The 18,153-nt window shown below is 65.1% G+C and carries 13 protein-coding genes; 4 read left to right on the plus strand and 9 right to left on the minus strand.

Features of this window, described 5'->3' with window-relative positions; all coding sequences use genetic code 11:
• Positions 1 to 2: 2 nt before the first annotated feature.
• On the minus strand, positions 3 to 998 hold the full coding sequence (cra, locus tag OCX61_RS04030; protein WP_261942707.1) for a catabolite repressor/activator: 996 nt from the start codon (positions 996 to 998) through the stop codon (positions 3 to 5).
• Between the two features lie 297 nt (positions 999 to 1,295).
• Here cra and ptsP point away from each other — a divergent pair, with 297 nt between their 5' ends.
• The 3 genes from ptsP to OCX61_RS04045 are packed head-to-tail and all read left to right on the plus strand — an operon-like array spanning position 1,296 to position 6,822.
• Positions 1,296 to 4,148, plus strand: coding sequence for a phosphoenolpyruvate--protein phosphotransferase (ptsP, locus tag OCX61_RS04035; RefSeq protein WP_261942708.1), 2,853 nt, complete (start codon positions 1,296 to 1,298; stop codon positions 4,146 to 4,148).
• Positions 4,148 to 5,095, plus strand: coding sequence for a 1-phosphofructokinase (pfkB, locus tag OCX61_RS04040; protein WP_261942709.1), 948 nt, complete (start codon positions 4,148 to 4,150; stop codon positions 5,093 to 5,095). The genes ptsP and pfkB overlap by 1 nt, the downstream gene beginning before the upstream one ends.
• Positions 5,092 to 6,822, plus strand: a complete 1,731-nt coding sequence (locus OCX61_RS04045; RefSeq protein WP_261942710.1) for a PTS fructose-like transporter subunit IIB — start codon at positions 5,092 to 5,094, stop codon at positions 6,820 to 6,822. Before pfkB ends, OCX61_RS04045 begins: the two co-directional genes overlap by 4 nt.
• Positions 6,823 to 6,943: 121 nt before the next feature.
• Here the strand turns inward: OCX61_RS04045 and OCX61_RS04050 are convergent, their stop codons facing one another.
• Complete coding sequence (locus OCX61_RS04050) at positions 6,944 to 7,165, minus strand: DUF3820 family protein (RefSeq protein WP_085674113.1); 222 nt, start codon at positions 7,163 to 7,165, stop codon at positions 6,944 to 6,946.
• Positions 7,166 to 7,366: 201 nt separating this feature from the next.
• On the opposite strand from OCX61_RS04050, the gene OCX61_RS04055 reads away from it, so the two are divergent.
• Entirely contained in the window at positions 7,367 to 7,843 is a 477-nt protein-coding gene (locus OCX61_RS04055; RefSeq protein ID WP_261942711.1) for a ferritin-like domain-containing protein, read from the plus strand.
• Here OCX61_RS04055 and OCX61_RS04060 read toward each other — a convergent pair.
• The 7 genes from OCX61_RS04060 to OCX61_RS04090 all read right to left on the minus strand — a co-directional run bounded on the left by OCX61_RS04060 (position 7,840) and on the right by OCX61_RS04090 (position 17,962).
• Positions 7,840 to 9,336 (minus strand): sensor domain-containing diguanylate cyclase, encoded by a 1,497-nt coding sequence (locus OCX61_RS04060; RefSeq protein ID WP_261942712.1) that lies wholly within the window; start codon positions 9,334 to 9,336, stop codon positions 7,840 to 7,842. The genes OCX61_RS04055 and OCX61_RS04060 overlap by 4 nt on opposite strands.
• 227 nt (positions 9,337 to 9,563) lie before the next feature.
• Positions 9,564 to 10,895, minus strand: coding sequence for an OprD family porin (locus OCX61_RS04065; RefSeq protein ID WP_261942713.1), 1,332 nt, complete (start codon positions 10,893 to 10,895; stop codon positions 9,564 to 9,566).
• A gap of 204 nt (positions 10,896 to 11,099) precedes the next feature.
• A complete protein-coding gene (locus tag OCX61_RS04070; protein WP_261942714.1) occupies positions 11,100 to 11,321 on the minus strand; it encodes a hypothetical protein in 222 nt (73 codons plus the stop codon).
• Between the two features lie 335 nt (positions 11,322 to 11,656).
• Positions 11,657 to 13,051 carry a heavy metal sensor histidine kinase gene (locus OCX61_RS04075; protein ID WP_261942715.1) on the minus strand — a complete coding sequence of 465 codons (1,395 nt, stop codon included), beginning with the start codon at positions 13,049 to 13,051 and terminating at the stop codon, positions 11,657 to 11,659.
• Complete coding sequence (locus OCX61_RS04080; RefSeq protein ID WP_261942716.1) at positions 13,026 to 13,700, minus strand: heavy metal response regulator transcription factor; 675 nt, start codon at positions 13,698 to 13,700, stop codon at positions 13,026 to 13,028. Before OCX61_RS04080 ends, OCX61_RS04075 begins: the two co-directional genes overlap by 26 nt.
• 9 nt (positions 13,701 to 13,709) lie before the next feature.
• Positions 13,710 to 16,802, minus strand: coding sequence for a multidrug efflux RND transporter permease subunit (locus tag OCX61_RS04085; protein ID WP_261942717.1), 3,093 nt, complete (start codon positions 16,800 to 16,802; stop codon positions 13,710 to 13,712).
• Positions 16,799 to 17,962 (minus strand): efflux RND transporter periplasmic adaptor subunit, encoded by a 1,164-nt coding sequence (locus tag OCX61_RS04090; RefSeq protein ID WP_261942718.1) that lies wholly within the window; start codon positions 17,960 to 17,962, stop codon positions 16,799 to 16,801. Before OCX61_RS04090 ends, OCX61_RS04085 begins: the two co-directional genes overlap by 4 nt.
• Positions 17,963 to 18,153 lie beyond the last annotated feature (191 nt).

Consider the following 18,153-nt stretch of genomic DNA (forward strand, 5'->3'; position numbering starts at 1 on the left):
GTTCAGGCTGCTGTGATGCGTTGCTTGAAGGTGCGGCCAATGGCGTGCACGCCAGGTTCGTAGCGTTTTTCCTCGATCGCGGCCAGGGCCAGCTCCAGCGCGGTGGCGGCGATCAGGCCGTGCTGTTGGGCCATGGCGTTGACCGGCAGCGGCAGGAAGTCGAGCAGTTGGTTGTCACCGAACGTGCCCAGCTGCAGCTGACGCGAATCGGCCGGGCGCGCCTGCAAGGTATCGAACACACCTTGCAGCAGCACATAGGAGGTGGTCACCAGGGCATCCGGCAGTCCGCCGTGTTCTTCGATCAATTGTTGCATCAGGCGTTGGCCGCATTCACGGCTGAAGGCCTCGCCCTGATAGCGACGCACCACACCGTCGAAACCTTGCATGGCTTCGTCGAAGCCACCGGCACGGGCCTGGCTCACCGACAGTTCCTGACGTGCGCCGATCAGCGCGATGCTGCCCGGGGCGGTCGCCAGCAGGCTCTCGGCCAGCTGACGGCTGGCATCGCGGTCATCGCTGATCACCGAACAGAAGTGGGCCGGGTTCAGGCGCCGGTCGATGGCGATCACCGGCAGGCCTTTGTCCTGCAGCTCACGGTAGCTGTCGTCCTCTGGCGGCAGGCAACTGGCCACGAACAGCGCATCGCAACGGCGGGCGCGGAACAGCTGCTGCAGCTGGCGCTCACTGTCGGGCTGGTCGTCGCTGCTGGCAATCAGCAGCTGGTAGCCACGGGCGCGGGCGCCTTGCTCAAGCTGTTTGGCGATGCGGGCATAGCTGGGGTTCTCCAGATCCGGGAGAATGAAGCCCAGGGTGCGGGTGTGCCGGCTGCGCAGGCCGGCTGCTTGCGGGTTGGGCGTGAAGCCATGGGCCTCGACCACCGCGCGCACGCGCTCGACAGTGCTGTTGCTGATGCGCTGCTGTTCGGCCTTGCCATTGATGACATAACTGGCAGTGGTCACTGACACACCGGCCAGACGGGCGATATCGCTGAGTTTCACCGAATTTTCCTTGTTATTACCGGGACTGGCTACGGAACCAGGACCGGGTAGTTTGACCCGGGTTGGCCGCCACGCGCAGGCGACCATTGTCGCAATTGTCCGACAGGATGGGGCTTTTTCATCAGGAGATTATCGAGTAACGTGGCCGCTTGGTCAGATTAAACGTTTCAGCTATTAATTTTTCTGCCTCGGCCGCCGCCCATGCAAGGCTGTCGAACTGGCTGATTCTGTGAATATCACAACAATACCTCAGTACCCGGCATCAAAACCAAGCTGGGGCTGCAAAAGGAGAAGGTCATGCTCGAGCTCGCCAAAGAGCAGATAGCCATGGGCCAGAAGGCCGCCAACAAGGCCGAGGCGCTAAGCCTGCTGGCGGATCAGCTGGTGGCCGACGGCCTGGTCGCCGAAGGTTATCTTGACGGCCTGCAGGCGCGCGAAGCGCAAGGCTCGACGTTCCTTGGCCAGGGCATCGCCATCCCGCACGGCACCCCGCAGACCCGTGAGCTGGTGTTCGCCACGGGCGTGCGCCTGCTGCAGTTCCCCGAAGGCGTGGACTGGGGCGATGGCCAGATCGTCTACCTGGCCATCGGCATTGCCGCCCGCTCCGATGAACACCTGCGCCTGCTGCAGTTGCTGACCCGTGCCCTCGGCGAAACCGACCTGGCCGAGGCGCTGCGCCGGGCCAGCTCCGCCGAGGCGTTGCTCAAGTTGCTGCAAGGTGCGCCACAGGCGCTGGCGCTGGACGCGCAACTGGTCGGCCTGAACCTGCCGGCGGAAGATTTCGATGAACTGGCCTGGCGCGGTGCCCGCCTGCTGCAGCGCGCCGGTTGTGTCGACAGCGGCTTCGCGGCCGTGCTGCAACAGGCCGACCCCCTGCCACTGGGCGAGGGTCTGTGGTGGCTGCACAGCGAGCGCCAGGTGCGCCAGCCCGGCCTGGCCTTCATCACCCCGCAGCAGCCCCTGCGTTATCGTGACCAGCCGCTCAATGGCCTGTTCTGCCTGGCCAGCCTCGGCGCGGCCCATCAGGCGCTGCTCGAGCGCCTGTGCGAAGTGTTGATCGAAGGCCGTGGGCAAACGCTCTACCAGGCCACCAGCAGCCGCGCGGTACTGGAGGTGCTGGGCGGTGAGGCACCGGTAGACTGGCCCAGTGCGCGGGTCGTGCTGGCCAACCCGCATGGGCTGCATGCCCGCCCGGCGAAGGTCCTGGCGCAACTGGCCAAGGGCTTCGAGGGCGAAATCCGCGTGCGTGTGCTCGACAGCGCGCAGCCGGCGGTGTCGATCAAGAGCCTGAGCAAGCTGCTCAGCCTGGGCGCCCGTCGCGGCCAGGAACTCGAACTGATGGCAGAACCGACGATTGCCGCCGATGCCTTGCCGGTCCTGTTGGCAGCCATCGAGCAGGGCCTGGGCGAAGACGTCGAGCCGTTGGCGCAAACGGCCGCAGTGGCCGTTGCCAGCGCAGTCGACGTACTTCAGGCGCCTGCTGCAGGCAGCCGTATCCAGGGCGTCAGTGCATCCCCCGGTATCGCCAGCGGGCCGGCGCATGTCTGTGTCGAGCGCGAAATCGACTACCCACTGCGCGGCGAGTCGCCAGCCCAGGAGCGCCTGAAGCTGCGCGGCGCGCTGGATGCCGTCAATGGTGAATTGCAGGCGCTGGTGCAGCGCAGCGACAAGTCGATAGGCGAGATCTTCGTCACCCACCAGGAAATGCTCGCCGACCCGGCCCTGAGCGACGATGTCGACGTACGCCTGGCCCAGGGCGAAAGTGCGGCAGCGGCCTGGATGGCGGTGATCGAAGCAGCGGCGCGCCAGCAGGAAGCGCTGCACGATGCGCTGTTGGCCGAGCGTGCTGCCGACCTGCGCGACATTGGCCGCCGGGTGTTGGCCCAGTTGTGTGGCGTGCAGGCCCAGGCCGAACCTGAACAACCTTACGTACTGGTGATGGGCGAGGTCGGCCCCTCCGATGTCGCCCGCCTGGACCCGGCCCGCGTCGCCGGCATCGTCACCGCTCACGGCGGTGCCACCGCGCACAGTGCGATCGTCGCCCGCGCCCTGGGCATCCCGGCGGTGGTCGGCGTGGGCCCGGCGATGCTGCTGGTCGATTCCGGCACTCCACTGCTGCTCGACGGCCAGCGCGGCGTGGTCAGCGTCGCACCGCCGGCTGATGAACTGCAACGCGCACTGGCCGAGCGTGACCTGCGCGAACAACGCCTGCAAGCCGCCTGGGCCAAGCGCCATGAGCCGGCCGTGACCCGCGATGGCCATGCCATCGAAGTGTTCGCCAACATCGGCGAGAGCAGCGGCATCGACAAGGTGGTGGAGCAGGGTGCCGAAGGCGTTGGCCTGCTGCGCACCGAGCTGATATTCATGGCCCATTCCCAGGCACCCGACGTGCCTACCCAGGAAGCGGAGTACCGCCGGGTGCTCGATGGCCTCGGCGGCCGGCCACTGGTGGTGCGCACCCTCGATGTGGGGGGCGACAAGCCATTGCCGTACTGGCCGATCGCCGCCGAGGAAAACCCGTTCCTTGGCGTGCGCGGCGTGCGCCTGACCCTGCAACGCCCGCAGATCATGGAAGACCAGCTGCGCGCCTTGCTGCGTGCCGCCGATCAGCGGCCCCTGCGCATCATGTTCCCCATGGTCGGGCAGGTGCACGAGTGGCGTGAGGCGCGGGCCATGGTCGAGCGCCTGCGCCTGGAAATCCCGGTCGCCGACCTGCAAGTCGGGATCATGGTCGAAGTGCCGTCCGCCGCCCTGCTGGCGCCGCAACTGGCCCGCGAAGTGGACTTCTTCAGCATCGGCACCAACGACCTGACCCAGTACACCCTGGCCATTGACCGTGGTCACCCGAGCCTTTCCGCCCAGGCCGACGGCCTGCACCCGGCGGTGCTGAGCCTGATCGACATGACCGTGCGCGCCGCCCACGCCGAGGGCAAGTGGGTCGGTGTTTGTGGCGAACTGGCCGGCGACCCGCAGGCGGTGGCCGTGCTGCTGGGCCTGGATGTGGACGAGCTGAGCGTGGCTGCCCGCAGCATTGCCGAAGTCAAAGCCCTGGTGCGCCAGGCTGATCACCAAACGGCCCGCGCCCTGGCGCGCGAGGCCTTGCAACAGGACAGCGCCGCGGCGGTTCGCGCGCTGGTGGAGCGTTACTGATGGCCAAGATCCTCACCCTGACCCTGAACCCGGCGCTGGATATCACCGTCAGCCTCGATGCCTTGCGCCCGGGGCACGTCAACCGTGCCCAGGCCCAGCAAAGTCACGCGGCGGGTAAAGGCCTGAACGTGGCCCAGGTGCTCGCCGACCTGGGCCACAGCGTTACGGTCGGGGGCTTTCTGGGCCGCGACAACCCGCAACCGTTCGAGGCACTGATCGCCCGGCGCGGTTTTGCCGACTGCTTCGTGCGGGTGGCCGGTGAAACCCGCAGCAACCTCAAGCTGGTCGAGGCCGACGGCCGGGTCACCGACATCAACGGGCAGGGCCCGGAAGTCGACCAAGCCGCCCGCGCCGGGTTGCTGCACCGCCTGGCGCAGGTGGCGCCAGGGCACGACGCGGTGGTCGTGGCCGGTAGCCTGCCGCGCGGTATCAGCCCTGAGTGGTTCCGCCAGTTGCTCGAGCAGTTGCAGGCACAAGGGCTGAAAGTGGCCCTCGACAGCAGTGGCGACGCGTTGCGTGCCGGGCTGCAGAGCGCGCCATGGCTGGTCAAACCCAATACCGAAGAGCTGGGCGAAGTGCTCGGCCTGGTCGTGCAGACCGCCGCCGAGCAGCGCGCCGCTGCCGAGCAACTGCTGGCCAGTGGTATCGAGCATGTGGTGGTTTCGGCGGGCGAGCAGGGCGTCAGCTGGTTTACCGCCGGCCAGGCGCTACAGGCGCGGCCGCCGCAGGTGCGAGTTGCCAGCACCGTGGGCGCGGGTGATTCGCTGGTCGCCGGTATGGTCCACGGCCTGCTGGCAGGGGAATGCCCACAGCAGACCTTGCGCCGAGCCACGGCCATCGCGGCGCAGGCCGTGACCCAGGTCGGCTTCGGCATCAGCGACCGCGAGCAACTGGCGCACCTGGAAGCCGCCGTGCAACTGACAGAACAACAAGAGGGTTGCCGATGAACATTGCCATTGTCACCGCCTGCCCCAATGGGCAGGTGTCCAGCGTGCTCAGTGCCCGCCTGCTGGCAGCTGCCGCCCAGCGCCGCGGCTGGAGCACCAGTGTCGAGGTACAGGATGCCGAACATCCCGAGCGCCAGCTGACGCCGGCGCAGATTGCCGAGGCCGATTGGGTGCTGGTGGTCAGTACCGGCCCGGTTGAGCTTGCGCGCTTCGCCGGCAAGCGTGTGTACCAGAGCACCCCGGCGCAGGCCCTGGCCGACCGTGAGGGCTTCCTCGACGAGGCGGCGGGCAAGGCCGAAGTGCTGGCTGCCCAAGCGCTCGGCACGGTGCCTTCAGCGGCGGTACGCATTGTTGCGGTTACCGCCTGCCCGACGGGCGTGGCGCATACCTTCATGGCTGCCGAAGCCCTGCAACAGGCGGCGCAACAGTTGGATTACCAGCTCACCGTCGAGACCCAGGGCTCGGTCGGTGCACGCAACCCGCTGTCAGCCCAGGCCATTGCCGAGGCCGATGTGGTGCTGCTGGCCGCCGACATCGAGGTGCCGACGGCACGCTTTGCCGGCAAGCGTATCTACCGCTGCGGCACCGGTATCGCCCTCAAGCAGGCGCGTGCGACCTTGGAAAAAGCCCTGGCCGAGGCCAAGGTCGAAAGTGCCGCGGACCCTGCCTCGGCGGCGCCGGCCAAGGCTGAGAAAAGCGGCGTCTACAAGCACTTGCTGACCGGTGTTTCGTTCATGTTGCCGATGGTGGTGGCCGGTGGTTTGCTGATCGCGCTGTCGTTCGTCTTCGGCATCGAAGCCTACAAGCAACCGGGTACCTTGCCTGCCGCGCTGATGCAGATTGGGGGCGAGGCGGCGTTCAAGTTGATGGTGCCGCTGCTCGCGGGTTACATCGCCTGGTCCATCGCCGACCGACCGGGGCTGGCGCCGGGCATGATCGGGGGCTTGTTGGCCAGCACCTTGGGTGCCGGTTTCATCGGTGGCATCGTCGCCGGCTTTCTCGCCGGCTACAGCGCCAAGGCCATCGCCCGCTGGGCCCGCCTGCCGAGCAGCCTGGATGCGCTCAAGCCAATCCTGATCATCCCGCTGCTGGCCAGCCTGTTCACCGGCCTGGTGATGATCTACGTGGTCGGCCAGCCAGTGGCGGCCATGCTCGAAGGGCTGACGCATTTCCTCGACAGCATGGGCACCACCAACGCCATCCTGCTCGGGCTGCTGCTGGGCGGGATGATGTGCGTCGACCTCGGCGGGCCGATCAACAAGGCCGCCTATGCCTTCTCGGTGGGGCTGCTGGCGTCTTCCAGCTATGCACCGATGGCGGCGACCATGGCCGCCGGCATGGTGCCGCCGATCGGGCTGGGCATCGCCACCTTCCTGGCCCGGCGCAAGTTCGCCCAGAGCGAGCGCGAGGCGGGCAAGGCGGCGTTGGCGCTGGGGCTGTGCTTCATTTCCGAAGGGGCTATCCCGTTTGCTGCCAAGGACCCGCTGCGGGTGATCCCGGCGAGCATTGCCGGTGGCGCCTTGACCGGTGCGCTGTCGATGTACTTCGGATGCAAGCTGATGGCGCCGCATGGTGGGCTGTTCGTGCTGCTGATCCCCAATGCGATCAACCATGCGCTGTTGTATCTGCTGGCGATTGTGGCGGGGAGCCTGGTGACGGCGGTGGTGTACGCGCTGATCAAGAAGAGCGAGCGGGTGGAGTTGGCGGTGGCGCCAGTGAAAGCTTAAAGCTATCTGTTGGCCTTGCTGGCCTCTTCGCGGGTAAACCCGCTCCCACAGGATTTGTGCAGGTCTGAAGATTGCGCGATCCCTGTGGGAGCGGGTTTACCCGCGAAGAGGCCGGTACAGGCTAGCGCTGATGCTTCTGCCGCAAGGGCACCAGCAGGTCGGCCAGGCCGTTATGGTCGACCTCATGCATCAACGCCAGCAACCCGCCCAACTCTCCTGCCGGAAAGCCCTTGCGCGCAAACCATGCCAGATAGTCGCCCGGCAAGTCGGCAATGATCCGCCCCTGGTACTTGCCAAAGGGCATGGTGCGGGTAACCAGCAGTTCGAGCATTTCCGGTTTCATCGACGAAGCCTGGCAGTGAATGAGCGCCGACCATACTGCAATCTGCACGAGCACCCAAGCGGCAATCATGCATAACGCCGTTTTCAGGTTTCCTCTTGAGATCACTAACCTATTGTTTTTAAAAGTTTTATTTTAGTTGTGCGGTTTGGCATGAAGGCTGCTCCAGTACAAGTGAATATCACCTGCCAAGGAGTTCGTGCCATGAGCAACCCCAACAAAGACGTGATCGACGTACTGAACGACCTGATCGAGTACAGCAAGGATGGCGAAAAAGGCTTCAAAGCCTCGGCCGATGATGTCAAAAACCCCGAACTGAAGGCGTTCTTCGTCCAGCGTGCCGGAGAGTGCGCCAATGCCGCCAGCGAGTTGCAGAGCGAAGTACGCCGATTGGGTGGAGATCCGGAAACCTCCACCAGCATCAGCGGCGACCTGCACCGTGGCTGGGTCAACCTCAAATCGATGGTCACCGGCAAGGATGAGGAAGCGGTGCTCAACGAAGTTGAGCGTGGTGAAGACCATGCCCTCAAGGCCTACAAGGAAGCACGTGAGAAACTGGTCAAGCTTGGCCGCCAGGCCAGTGATCAGAGCTATGCGCTGGTTGAGAAACAGCTGCAGGGTGTGCAGCGTAACCACGACCAGGTGAAGGCACTGCGCAACGCCGCCCGCGCCCGTTCCTAGTCCATCGGCCCCTCGACCCGGTTGCGGCCATTGGCCTTGGCCCGGTAGAGCGCTTCGTCCGCGGCACCCAGCACCTGTGTCAGGTCTTGCTGGGTGCCGGGGATGTAGACCCCGACGCCAATGCTCACTGTCACCGAGTGAGCATCATCGGCAAACGGTGCCAGCGCCTCGACCTGGGCACGAATGCGCTCGGCCAGTAGCAGCGCGCCGGCCAGTTCGGTTTCCGGCAGGATCACCTGAAATTCTTCTCCGCCGTAGCGTGCAGCCAGGTCTGCCGGGCGCCGGATACACCGCTCCAGTGTACTGGCGACCTCGCGCAACGCGTGGTCCCCTCCCGCGTGGCCATGGCGCTGGTTGAATGCCTTGAAATGATCCACATCCACCATCAGTACCGCCAGCGGCTTGCGGTTGCGCTGCGCGCGTGACCATTCCTGTCGCAACACCTGGTCCAGCCGGCGACGGTTGGCCAGGCCGGTCAGGCTGTCGGTGGCGGCCAGGGTCGCCAGGCCCAGTTCGGCTTCGTGGCGGCGGCGCAGTTCGCGGCCCAGCAGCAAGGTCAGCCAGAGAATGCCGATACACAGCACCCCTGTGGCGACGCTGACCAGAATGGCCGTGCGCCGCCATGACTGGAACACTTCGTCGGCGGAGTGCACCACCAGTACGATCAGCGGCAGGTCGGCGACCTGGGCGAAGGTGTACATGCGCTGGGAAGGGGAGCTGCCAGAGCGGGCGGTGAAGCTGCCGCTGTGCTCGCTGAGAATGCGCTTGAAGTTTGGGCGTTCGCCGTAATAGCTGCCGATTGCCGAATCCTCTGGGCTTGCAGGTTCCCGGGCGAGCAGCTGGCCGTTGGTATTGAACAGGTTGATGCTGCTTTCATCGCCGATATCCAGACGGCGGAACAACTCACTGAAGTACGACAGGCGCAGAGCCCCGGCGGCCAATCCGGCAAATTCGCCGTGCGGGCCATTGATGCGTCGGCTGAAACTGATGCACCAGTCCATGTTACCCAGCTTGGCCTTGAAGGGCGGCCCCACCAGCAAACCCAGGTTTGGATCATGCTGGTGTGCCTGGAAAAAGACGCTGTCGGCGAAGCTGGCCTTGGGGGGGACGGGGCTGCTGGAGTCCCCGACCACATTGCCATCCTTGTCCAGCCACAGCACATTACCGCGCTTGCGGTCGACGAAGGCTTCATTGAACAGCAGATGCTGGCGCAGCGGGCCGGAGATCTCCGGCAGTTCCTTGCGGCTGACCGCCCAGATCAGGCCTTTTAGCGAGTGGTCGTAGAGTTCGACATTGCGCAGGATGTCGCTTTCGATCAGCTGGACGATGTTGTTCGAGGAGCGGATGGCCGATTGCTCCACACTGTCGCGCTCGCGGGCCAGCAGGTAGCTGACGATGGCCACGATGGCGAGCACGGCAAGGCAACTGCCCAGGTTGAGGATCAGCTCGGGGTGCGACCTGTAGAGTGCGAAACGCGAAGATCGAGTGGGCATGCGCGCTACTGCTGAGGCAGGGCCATTTGCGGCGGGCGACATTCTAGGGAAGCGTGGATTGTCGGACAAGATTTGTCCGACGGAAATACGCAGGGGGCTGCTTTGCAGCCCATCGCCGGCAAGCTCGGCTCCCACAGGTATTTCACCGCCCTTGAGGCCTGTGGTGTCCTGGTGGGAGCCGCGCTTGCCGGCGAAACGAGGGCAAAGCCCTCGCCAGCGGTCTCAGGTCAGAAGATGTTCAGTGGGTAATCGACGATCACACGCACTTCATCGTTGTCGCTGTTGCTGTCGATCGAGGCATAACCCTGGCTGCCACGGTGGGTGGCATAGCGCAGTTGCACCGCCAGATCCTTCAGGTCGCCTTCCTGGAACACATATTTCACATCCATGTCGCGCTCCCAGTGCATGGCGTTCTTGCCATCGGCGCGGTAGTAGTCGTAGTGGCTGGTGTCCTGGGTGGCCTTGGTCAGGTCTGCCTCACCGCGCGAGTACGACAGCGAGGTGCTCAGGCCCGGAATACCGATACCGGCGAAGTTGTAGTCGTACTGCAGCTTCCACGAACGCTCGTTGGGGGCGTTGAAGTCCGAGTACATGCGCGAGTTGTCCAGGTACACGCTGTCGCCCAGGTTGATGTAGTCGAACGGCGTGTTGCCGTTGACCCGCTGGTAGGCGGCGGTGACGCTGTGGTAACCGGCGTTGACCGTGAAGTGCAGGCTGTAGGTGTTGTTGTCGATCTTGCCCAGCAGCGCCTGGCCGGTGTCCTGGGTGTGGTAGAAGTGCACGCCCGGGTTGAGGCTGACCAGGTCGTTGACCACGTAGGTGTAGTCGAAGTCGGCGTAGTACTGGTTCCAGACGTCCTTGAGCTCGGCCGCATACAGGTTGGCGGTGACGTTCTCGGTACCGCTCCACGCGGCGCCTGCCCAGTTCAGGTGCTTGCTGGTCTGGCCCTGCATGTCGCCGTAGTAGCTGTCGATACGACGGTGGCCGCTCTGGTTGTACGGGTGGGTGAAGCTGACCTGGCCGCCTTCGAGCAGCAGGCCGTCGACGCTGTGGTTGGTCAAGCTCACACCGCGGAAGGTCTGCGGCAGCATGCGGGTTTCGCCGCCAGCGATCACCGGGTTGGTGATGAACAGGTCACCGGCTTTCAACTCGGTGTCGAAGGCCTTGAGCTTGACCGCTGCACCGGCGGTGGAGAACGAGTGCGGGGCGGCGCCCAGTTCACCGTTGTCCTTGATGTGTTCGGGCAGGATGCTGGTGCCGGCATGGCCGCCACCGCCGTCGAGCTTCAGGCCCAGCATGGCATGGGCGTCGAGGCCGAAACCGACCACTCCCGGGGTGTAACCGGACTCGAAACGGGCGACCGCGCCCTGGCCCCACTCGCGGGTGTCGCGCACGCCGGCATTGTGGTTGTCACGGTTGAAGTAGGCATTTCGGAAATGCAGATTGAAGGACGAACCTTCGATGAAGCCATCAGCCTTGTCTTCATCTGCCTGGGCGGCGAAAGGGATCGTTGCAGTCAACGCAATGAACAACGGGGTGAAACGAAACGCGGAAGGCACCGGTACTAGCTCCTTGGGTCGGGCGGTGGGGCAGTTTTTATTTTTGAATGTGCGTCTTTTTATAGGTGTACGTTACGGCGGGGCTGATAGTTAGAGCACATAAAAAAAGCCGCTGATCGGCAGCGGCTTTGAAAGGCTAACATATCGGCACCGACGGTGCCCATGGTATAGCCAAGGGAAAACTGGAGCAGGTGCAACGCCCGATCAGCTATCGGCATTGGCGTCGCTGGAAACTTTCGAAGCTGTCTGTTCTGCGTCTTTGCCGGCGTCGGCCTTGTGTGCCAGGGCTTCGCGGGCATCTTGGTGAACAGCGGCAAGTTCTGCAGTGCGAGCAACGAAAGCCGGGGATTCTTCGGCCATGGCCAGGGGCGACAACAACAGGGACGACAGAACGAAAACGCTGGCAATACCCATACTGTTGGACATGTTTGAAACTACCTTCTTGCTTGGCAAGTGCTATGAGGACGGGGCTAAAGTTAGTCCTTAAAGTGCCGCGGAAACAGCGTCTTTGGCGATAAGCACTGTTGCGCAAAAAGTAATGATCGATGGGAAAGCAATTGAACTTTGGCCGTAAACCAGCATGCTAGAGGGCCTGCTCGTGTTTTGCGGGCTTGTGCGCCTCGCTGTGGGAGCAACTGTCTTGCTCAATTTCTAGAGTCTGGCGCGATCCTTGTGGATCGGGGTTGCCCGCGAACACCGGCGAAAGCCGGTGCCATACACCGTGTCGCCTGCTTCGCGGGCAAGCCCGCTCCCACAGGGTGCTAGACGGGCTTGCAGATGGGTAAACGGATGCCAAAAGTATTGGCGCCGGCAGCGCTGCGCACGAAAACCTCCCCACCATGCATCAGCGCGATCGCCTTGACGATTGCCAGCCCCAACCCATGGTTCCCGCCGCCACTGTTGCTGCGCGCCGCGTCCACCCGGTAGAACCGTTCGAACAGCAGCGGCAGGTGCGCGTCGTCGATGGCTGGCCCCGGGTTGCTCACGGCAATGCTGACGTGTTCTGGCCCGTCCTCGATGTGCACGCCGATCACCTGATTCGGCGCGGTGTGCTGCACGGCGTTGTTCAGCAGGTTGATCAACGCCCGGCGCAACTGGGCTTTTTCGATGGGCGCCTGGGCATCACCGCTGACGGTGACGCTGACCTGGGCGTCTTCGAGGATGTAGTCGAGGTAATCGAGGGTGGTGGCTACCTCCTCGGCCAGCGAGGCCTGGGTCAGGGCGGTGGCCTTGCTGCCCTGGTCGGCGCTGGCAAGGAACAGCATGTCGTTGATGATGCTGCGCAGGCGCTCCAGTTCTTCCAGGTTCGATTGCAGCACCTCGAAGTAATGCTCGGCGCTGCGCCCGCGGGTGAGGGCGACCTGGGTCTGGCCGATCAGGTTGGTCAGCGGCGAGCGCAGTTCGTGGGCGACGTCGGCGTTGAAGGCCTCCAGCCGTGAATAGGCCTGACTGACCCGCTCCAGCGCGGCATTGAAGGCGCCGGCGAACTGCGCCAGTTCCGGTGCCAGGTCCTGGGTCTGCAGGCGCCCGTCCAGGCGCGGCGGTGCCAGCGCCTGGGCCTCGACAGACAGCGCCAGCAGTGGCCGCAGGCCGACGCGGGCAACCCAGTAACCCAGCACCGAAGCCAGCAGCACACCGAGCACGGCCAGGCCGACAATGGCCACCAGCAGGCTGTGCTGGGCCTGCCAGAACGTTTCGGTGTCGATGCCGATCAGAAAGCGCAGCGGCGGGCGCTCGCCCAGGGCTGGCAATTCGCTGACCAGCACCTTGTACGGGTAAGGCTGGTCAGGCAGACGCAGGTCATGCATGCCTTGCGGGCCCTCGGCAAAGGCGCGGACCAGTTCGCTGGGGTGGCCGTATTCGTAGGCCGGGTTGCTGCTGACTACCCAGAAACGGATGCGCTTGTCTTCTTCGCTGAGCAGGTTGAGCTTGTTGTTGATCTTGGCCCAGTGCTCGGGTGTACCGAAGCGGTTGAGGGTGGACTCGAGCACGCTGAAGCGCGCATCCAGTTCGGCGGCCGGCAGCAGGTCGAGGCTGCGATCGACCTGGCGATACAGCGCCGTACCGATCAGCAGGAACACCCCCAGCGCCACCAGGATGAACAGCGTCGACAGGCGCAGGGCGATGGAATTAAGCGGCACGGTTTTCCAGGACATAGCCCATGCCTCGGATGGTGTGCAGCAGCTTGTTGTCGAACGGCCCGTCGAGCTTGGCGCGCAGGCGTTTGATGGCCACTTCGACGACATTGGCGTCGCTGTCGAAGTTGATGTCCCAGACCAGCTCGGCGATGGCGGTCTTGGAGAGGATTTCGCCCTGGCGCCGGGCCAGCACGCTGAGCAGCGAGAATTCCTTGGCGGTCAGCTCCAGGCGCTGGCCGGCACGGCTGGCCTTGCGCGCCATCAGGTCGATCCACAGGTCGCCGACCTGGATCTGCAACGGCTCATGGCTGCTGCTGCGGCGGGTCAGAGCCTGCAGCCGGGCGACCAGTTCGAGGAACGAGAACGGCTTGCCCAGGTAGTCGTCGGCACCTTCGCGCAGGCCGTGGATGCGGTCTTCGACGCGCTCGCGGGCGGTGAGCATGATCACCGGTGTCTGCTTGCGTGCGCGCAGTGCGCGCAGCACGCCGTAGCCGTCCAGGCCTGGCAGCATCACATCCAGCACGATCACCGCGTAGTCGCCTTCCAGGGCCAGGTGCAGGCCGTCGATGCCGTTGCGCGCAAGGTCGACAGTGAAGCCTTGCTCGGTCAGGCCGCGATGCAGGTAGTCGGCGGTTTTTTCTTCGTCTTCGATGATCAGCACACGCATGGTCTTGTCCTAGCTGGCACTTGGCGCCGCCGCACGGGCGGCCTGGCGGCGGTGGAACAGGCGCTCCAGGGCCAAGTATATGACCGGGGTGGTGAACAGCGTCAGTGCCTGGCTCACCAGCAGCCCGCCGACCACCGCGATGCCCAGCGGCTGGCGCAGCTCGGCGCCGGCGCCGAAGCCGAACATCAGCGGCACCGCGCCGAGCAGGGCGGCGAGGGTGGTCATGATGATGGGCCGGAAGCGCGTCAGGCACGCCTGGTGAATCGCCTGCTCGGGCGTCATGCCTTGGTGGCGCTGGGCTTCCAGGGCGAAGTCGATGAGCAGGATGCCGTTCTTCTTGACGATGCCGATCAGCAGCACCACGCCGATCAGGCCCATGATGCTGAAGTCCTGGCCCATGCCCCAGAGCAATATCAACGCACCCAGGCCGGCCGAGGGCAGGGTGGAAATGATCGTCAGGGGGTGGACGAAGCTCTCGTACAGCACACCAAGGATGATGTACACCGCCACCAGCGCGGCGAGGATCAGCCACGGTTGGCTCGACAGCGAACTCTGGAAGGCCTGGGCCGCGCCCTGGAAGTTGCCGCTGATCGAGTCGGGCATGCCCAGTTCGCGCTGGGTGCGCTCGAGGATCTTCACCGCATCGCCCAGGGCCACGCCGGGGGCCAGGTTGAACGATAGATTGGCCGCCGGGAACAGGCCGTCGTGGCTGATCGACAACGGGCCGGTGCTCGGTGGCGCGACATGCGCCAGGGCCGACAGTGGCACCATCTCGTTGGTCAGTGGCGAGCGCAGGTAGAAGAAGTTCAGGCTCTCGGCCTTGCCGCGCTGCTTCGCGTCCAGTTCGAGGATCACCTTGTACTGGTTGGTCTCGGTCTGGAATTCGCTGATCTGCCGCTGGCCGAAGGCATCGTACAGCGCCTGGTCGACGTCGGTGGTGGTCAGGCCGAAGCGCGCCGCGGCCTGGCGGTCGATGTCGATGCGGGTGACGCTGGCGCCCAGCTGCAGGTCGTTGGACAGGTCGCGGAACACCGGGTTTTCCCGCAGGCGGTCGGTCAGGCGCTGGGTCCACAGGTTCAGGGCCACGCCGTCGTTGCTCTTGAGCACGTACTGGTACTGGGTGCGCGACGGGCCGGAGCTGAGGTTGATGTCCTGGCCGGCACGCATGTACAGGACGATGCCCGGCACCTGGGCCAGTTTCGGCCGCAGGCGGTCGATCAGCTCGCTGGCCGACACGTCACGCTCACCGCGAGGCTTGAGGGCGATCCAGAAGCGGCCGTTGGCGATGGTCTGGTTGCTGCCAGTGACCCCCACCGAATGGGAATAGGCCTGCACCGCCGGGTCGTCGCCGATGATCTTCGCCAGCGCCAGGTGCTTCTCGACCATCGAGGGGTACGACACATCTGCCGCCGCCTCGGTGGTGCCGAGGATGAAGCCGGTGTCCTGCAGCGGGAAGAAGCCTTTGGGGATGCCGACATAACCGACCACGGCCAGGGCCAGGGTCACGCCGAACACGCCAAGGGTCAGGCGCTGGTGGGCGAGGGCACGGTTCAGGCCCTTTTCGTACCACTTCACCAGGCGCTCGCCAAAGCCGCCGTGCTGCTCGCCGGGCGGGCGGCGCATGAACAACGCACACAAGGTGGGGGCCAAGGTCAGCGACACCATCACCGAAATCAGGATGGTCGAGGTGGCAGTCAGGGCGAACTCCTTGAACAGCCGGCCGACCACACCGCCCATGAACAGCAGCGGAATGAACGCGGCGATCAGCGAGAAGCTGATCGACACCACGGTGAAGCCGATCTCGCCGGCGCCCTTGAGCGCTGCCGTGCGGCTGTCGTCGCCGGCTTCGAGGTGACGATGGATGTTCTCGACCACGACGATGGCATCGTCCACCACGAAGCCCACCGAGATGACGATGGCCACCAGCGTGAGGTTGTTCAGGCTGAAGCCCAGCACATACATCAGTGCGCAGCTGGCGATCAGCGACACGCCGAGCACGCTGGACACCACCAGGGTCGCCGACCACTGGCGCAGGAACAGCACCATCACCCCGATCACCAGGGCCACGGCGATCATCAGGGTCAGCTCCACCTCGTGCAGGGAGGCGCGGATGGTCTGGGTACGGTCCTGCAGAACCGACACTTCGATCGACGCCGGGAGCATTTCCTGCAGCTTGGGCAGGGCCGCCATCACCCGGTCGACGGTGTCGACGATATTCGCCCCGGGCTGGCGGAACACCACCAGGTTGAGCCCTGGCTGGTCGCCGGACCAGGCCTTGACGTAGGCGTTCTCGGCGCCATTGATCACCTTGGCGACGTCCTGCAGGTGCACCGGTGCGCCGTTGCGGTACGAAACGATGAGCTTGGCGTAGTCCTCGGGGTGGAACAGCTGGTCGTTGGCGGCGATGGTCGAGACGCTGTGTTCGCCGTACAGCGCGCCCTTGGCCAGGTTCAGGCTGGTCTGCTGGATGGCCAGGCGCACATCGGCCAGGGTCAGGCCGATGGCGGCGAGTTTTTCCGGCTGGGCCTGCACGCGAATGGCCGGGCGCAGCTGGCCGGTGATGTTGATCAGGCCGACCCCTTCGATCTGGCTGAGCTGGCGCGCCAGCAGGGTTTCGGCGTAGTCGCTCAGGTCATTGCCGGGCATTTGCGCGGAGCTGACGGTGAGCACCAGCACCGGGCTGTCGGCCGGGTTGACCTTGCGCCAGGTCGGCGGGTTGGGCAGGTCCTGGGGCAGGCGGGCGGTGGCGGTGTTGATCGCCGCCTGGACTTCCTGGGCGGCGGTGTCGATGTTCTTGTCGAGGGTGAACTGCAGGATCAGGGTAGTCGAGCCCAGCGCACTGCTGCTGGTCATCTGGGTCATGCCGGGGATGGCACTGAACTGCACCTCCAGCGGCGTGGCCACCGACGACGCCATGGTTTCCGGGCTGGCACCGGGCAGCTGGGTGGTGACCTGAATGGTCGGGAAGTCCGCTTCGGGCAGGGGGGCCACCGGCAGCCGCGGGAAGGCGATGGCGCCCAGCAGCACCAGGGCGAAGGTCAGCAGCAAGGTGGCGATCGGGTGATCGATGCACCACGCCGACACGCCGTTGCTGGTATTCATGGCTGGCTCCTGCGGTCAGCCATTTCTGCCGGTGGTGGTGCGTCCGGGGTGACCTCGACCCGTGCACCAGGCTTGAGCCGTGACTGGCCGTCGAGCACCAGGCGCTCGCCCGGCTTGACCCCGGCGATGATGTTCAGGCCGCTGTCCTGGTACAGCACCTTGACCGGCACGCTGGTGACCTTGTCGCCGTCCAGGCGGTAGACGAAGTGCCCGTCGATGCCGCGCTGCACCACTGGCGGCGGCACCACCAGGGCGTTCTCTTCGACCGCAGTGCGCAGGCGGATGGTGACCAGCTGGCCCGGCCACAGGCGGCCGTCCTTGTTGTCGAATTCGGCCTTGACCCGGACCGTGCCGGTGTTGGCCGAGATCTGGTTGTCGATCAGGGCCAGGTGGCCTTCGCCGAGCAGGTTGCGTTCGCCGTCGGCGTCCATGTAGGCCTGCACCAGCGCCGGGGTTGGCGCCTTGAGCAGGGCTTGCAGGGTTGGCAGCATCTGTTGTGGCAAGGCGAACTCGACAGCGATCGGGTCGATCTGGGTGACGCTGAACAGGCCCTGGGTATCGCTGGTGCGCACCAGGTTGCCGGGGTCGACATTGCGGATACCGACACGCCCGGTCACCGGCGAGCGGATCTGCGTGTATGACAGCTGCACCTCGGCGTTGGCGATGGCTGCCTGGTTACCTTTGACTGTGGCCTGCAACTGGTTGACCAGCGCCTGTTGCTGGTCGAGGGTCTGCTTGGACACGCCATCGTCGGTGCTGAGCAGGCGGTAGCGCTTGAGGTCGACACCGGCCACCTGGATCTGCGCCTGGCTCTGGCCGAGCTGGGCACGGGCCTGGTCGAGGCTGGCGCGGATCGCCCGGTCATCGAGGGTGGCGAGCAGGTCGCCTTCTTTTACCCACTGGCCCTCTTTGACCAGCACCTGGGTCAGCACCCCTTCGACCTGGGGCCGCACTTCAACGCTGTGCAGGGACAGCACCGCGCCGATGGCGCTGGCGTAGCGGGGTACGTCCTGCTGGGCGACGCTGACCACCCGCACCGGAATCGCCGCTTGCGCGCGCGGCGTGGTGGCCTGCTGGCGCTGGCCATACCAGACGCCCAGGACCACCAGGGCGAGCAGGGCCAACGCGGCGAGAAGTACGGAACGGGAAGGACGTCGCATCGGCGCGGGCACCTTGGCCAAGGGGGGGGAAACGGAGGTCTGTATTGAAGCTTATAGCGCTGTGACCGGGTCGGCAGCGTGACAGCTGGCTGACAGCGGTGACAGGTTGGGTTTTGTGTTGGCTTTGCGGGTGCCTGGCTGGAAGTTGATGTGGGCTTTGGGGTGCATGCCTTGAGTGTTGTGGTGACGCG

The organism is Pseudomonas sp. LRP2-20 (assembly GCF_024349685.1).
Classification (GTDB): Bacteria; Pseudomonadota; Gammaproteobacteria; order Pseudomonadales; family Pseudomonadaceae; genus Aquipseudomonas.

Bases quoted from the DNA above. Each gene is read 5' to 3' on its own strand.
- ptsP (WP_261942708.1), top strand. From the start codon at position 1,296: ATGCTCGAGCTCGCCAAAGAGCAGATAGCCATGGGCCAGAAGGCCGCC.
- pfkB (WP_261942709.1), top strand. From the start codon at position 4,148: ATGGCCAAGATCCTCACCCTGACCCTGAACCCGGCGCTGGATATCACC.
- OCX61_RS04045 (WP_261942710.1), top strand. From the start codon at position 5,092: ATGAACATTGCCATTGTCACCGCCTGCCCCAATGGGCAGGTGTCCAGC.
- OCX61_RS04050 (WP_085674113.1), bottom strand. From the start codon at position 7,165: ATGAAACCGGAAATGCTCGAACTGCTGGTTACCCGCACCATGCCCTTT.
- OCX61_RS04055 (WP_261942711.1), top strand. From the start codon at position 7,367: ATGAGCAACCCCAACAAAGACGTGATCGACGTACTGAACGACCTGATC.
- OCX61_RS04060 (WP_261942712.1), bottom strand. From the start codon at position 9,336: ATGCCCACTCGATCTTCGCGTTTCGCACTCTACAGGTCGCACCCCGAG.
- OCX61_RS04070 (WP_261942714.1), bottom strand. From the start codon at position 11,321: ATGTCCAACAGTATGGGTATTGCCAGCGTTTTCGTTCTGTCGTCCCTG.
- OCX61_RS04075 (WP_261942715.1), bottom strand. From the start codon at position 13,051: ATGTCCTGGAAAACCGTGCCGCTTAATTCCATCGCCCTGCGCCTGTCG.
- OCX61_RS04080 (WP_261942716.1), bottom strand. From the start codon at position 13,700: ATGCGTGTGCTGATCATCGAAGACGAAGAAAAAACCGCCGACTACCTG.
- OCX61_RS04085 (WP_261942717.1), bottom strand. From the start codon at position 16,802: ATGAATACCAGCAACGGCGTGTCGGCGTGGTGCATCGATCACCCGATC.
- OCX61_RS04090 (WP_261942718.1), bottom strand. From the start codon at position 17,962: ATGCGACGTCCTTCCCGTTCCGTACTTCTCGCCGCGTTGGCCCTGCTC.